This window comes from Legionella erythra (genome assembly GCF_001467615.1).
GTDB lineage: Bacteria > Pseudomonadota > Gammaproteobacteria > Legionellales > Legionellaceae > Legionella_C > Legionella_C erythra.
Genome location: NZ_LNYA01000024.1, coordinates 384,557 through 386,665, shown reverse-complemented (window position 1 = coordinate 386,665; position 2,109 = coordinate 384,557). Strand labels below are relative to the sequence as shown.

Genomic DNA, 2,109 nt, shown 5'->3' with positions numbered 1-2,109 from the left:
CCAGTCAGCAATTTGGGCATTTTCATCGCTCAACCTGGCGATATAGCGATAACAGGTTTCACTGATGCTAAAAATCAGGCACGCCGTTCGAACAGAAATGGCATAGTCCATCACCGCCTTTTGCGCCAATTCCCTGCGGCGCGACGGTGTTACCACTTTTTTTCAATGGCCTCTTTCAGTATTTCGGCTTTTAGACGCTCTTCCGCGTACATCTTCTTTAATCGGCTGTTTTCTGCCTCAAGCTCTTTCATGCGCGACATCATCGATACATCCATTCCTCCATATCTCGCACGCCATTTATAGAAAGTCGCTGAACTGATTCCGTGCTCACGGCATAAATCAGGCACCGTCTGACCTGCCTCCGCTTGTTTTAGAATCGATAATATTTGACTGTTACTAAATTTTGATATTTTCATGAAGAATTTCCTCCAACATAGATTATGAGAAATTCTACTTTTGACATCTGTTATTTTTCGGGGGGATTACCATATACAAAAGACTTAGCGTACATAGTTTAGCGGGATAATGTACAAAAGCACCGTGTGCTTGAAATTAAGTCTAACTGGACTAGAATAATAATAGGTCATTTTGTTTGAGCTTTTGTCAATGTCTTACAGTAAAGTGCTTGGGCATCTCAAAAAAGGACCCAGACTAAAGAGCGACGCCACAAAAGATTTGGAAAAAATTGTAAGATTATTTCTAAATCCGACCCAGAAAGCTCAATGCCGCTTTAATCCATTGGGTGAGTTGGAGGTAGGATTTAACGATCAGATCTTCAATCTAACTCAAATTTTACTGCATCAGCCTGATTTCGAGCATTTTTCCTTTTCAGACGAGGTTTCCGAGCATTATGAAATGTTTATTGAAACCGCTAGCCATAAACCCTCGCTAGAGGGTGGTGTATTTATTCCCCGACGAGAAGATTATGAAAAAGCTGATAAAAATAAACGTTATACACAGTTGAAGTATGGCGAAAAACTGGCAATAACGCTGTACACTTCAAATTTCTATGAAGAAATTAATGCCTTTTTACGAAGTCAGGGGCGTGATATAAGCTTTAAAGAACTGTCATGGGAAAAATTAACTGTGATAGTGAAAGAAATTGTTCTGGCCAGTTGCCTTGCCGCTCATGGTTTAACCCGATTAGAACTACCTAATGATTCCGATGACAGCAACCTCCAGGAAGTTTATCGCGCTGAGAGTAGCTATCGAATCCCTGAAAGCGTATGGAAACAACGCCATAAAGCAATCGACACTCATATCCCCGTACGCCAGGATGGATTTATCAGCTCTTCTGAAGACATGAATGCCATGAAATTATCAGGCACCGACACAACGCTGAAGATTTCTCAACCTCACCATGCGATTGGTAAGCGAGTCCAGGATTTGTCTTATAAAGGCGATGAGCAGGAGGTTCTTCTTGTTCCAGGCACACAATTAGCATTCGGTTCCTTCAGTGAGGACAAGGGCAGAAAGGTATTTGAAGCTTTTGTCGTGAGAAGCCTTGATGGTATTGATCCTTCCTCTTACTCGACTGTCAATGCTGGGATCAGGACACAGCTTATTTCTCTTCGTGAACAAGTTGATTATTTAATACGGCAGGTTCCCCCTCCACAGAAAACGTCATTCTCATTATGGAGATCGCTTAGTAATTCTATTAAAAAAACGGAGATTGTGGAGCTTCAGGACCAGATAAAACAGTTCGACAAGCTCATTTTCTGGTTTGAAGACAACAAGCATAAAACCAGTGATAAAATAGCAAAGCTTGAGGCTCTTAACAAGAAAATGAGAAAGCTTGTTGAAAAAGTAAGGGACTCCAATTTGTTATATGAGCCGTTGAAGGATGCCTCAACTAAAATCAGTCATCTTATTATGCAACTTAAGATAGATAATTCATCTGGGTTAATCAGGGAAGCAGGCTATGTCTATACCCATCACTTAAGTAAGGCTTATCAAGAAACTGAGCTGGAAAGCACTGATGCTGTATTGGCACGTGATAATCAGGTAATCCATCGCCCTAATCATGGCTTGGCTCACTCTCTCAGGGTAGCCACTTATATCCCACTTGTGGTCGAGTATTTCCAGCAATTTGCGAAACCAAAATTAAGT

The 2,109-nt window shown here is 41.3% G+C and carries 1 protein-coding gene and 1 pseudogene; one reads left to right on the top strand and one right to left on the bottom strand.

The genetic code is table 11. From position 1 onward, the window contains the following. A pseudogene (locus Lery_RS15030) lies at nucleotides 1-416 on the bottom strand (transposase); the annotation flags it as partial. A 190-nt stretch (nucleotides 417-606) separates the two neighbouring features. Between Lery_RS15030 and Lery_RS08630 the strand changes: the two are divergent. Further along, on the top strand, nucleotides 607-2,109 hold a 1,503-nt coding region (locus Lery_RS08630; protein ID WP_193392309.1), incomplete at its 3' end, for a SidE phosphodiesterase domain-containing protein.